We start from the raw sequence: 312 nt of genomic DNA on the forward strand, positions 1-312 counted from the left end.
TTGTCTGATGGTGTGGACGGCTCTACCCGAACGGCATCGCAATGTGCCATGCTGGTGCTGTTACGAACCAACAGAGAGAAGGAGCCATCCACAATGGATATTACAACACTAGGGATTGATCTGTTGACCGGCAGGTGATTGCACGGTGTTGTCAGACAAACTTGACGCCCCAGCTGTTGATCCATAATTTTGGTGAATGACAACACAAAACCAATTCAAGTATTTCAAAACGAGTCCTGAAATCATCCGTCTCGCTGTGATGTATTATATCCGCTACCAGCTCAGTTTTCGCCAGGTTGAAGATATCCTGCA

Annotated in this window: 1 pseudogene; it reads left to right on the forward strand. The window is 46.8% G+C overall.

Annotated features, from left to right (window positions below):
* Positions 1–196: 196 nt before the first annotated feature.
* Positions 197–312, forward strand: a pseudogene (locus tag AB9F29_RS21890) (IS6 family transposase); the annotation flags it as partial.

This window comes from Falsihalocynthiibacter sp. S25ZX9, assembly GCF_041205405.1.
In the GTDB taxonomy this organism is placed as follows: Bacteria; Pseudomonadota; Alphaproteobacteria; order Rhodobacterales; family Rhodobacteraceae; genus Falsihalocynthiibacter; species Falsihalocynthiibacter arcticus.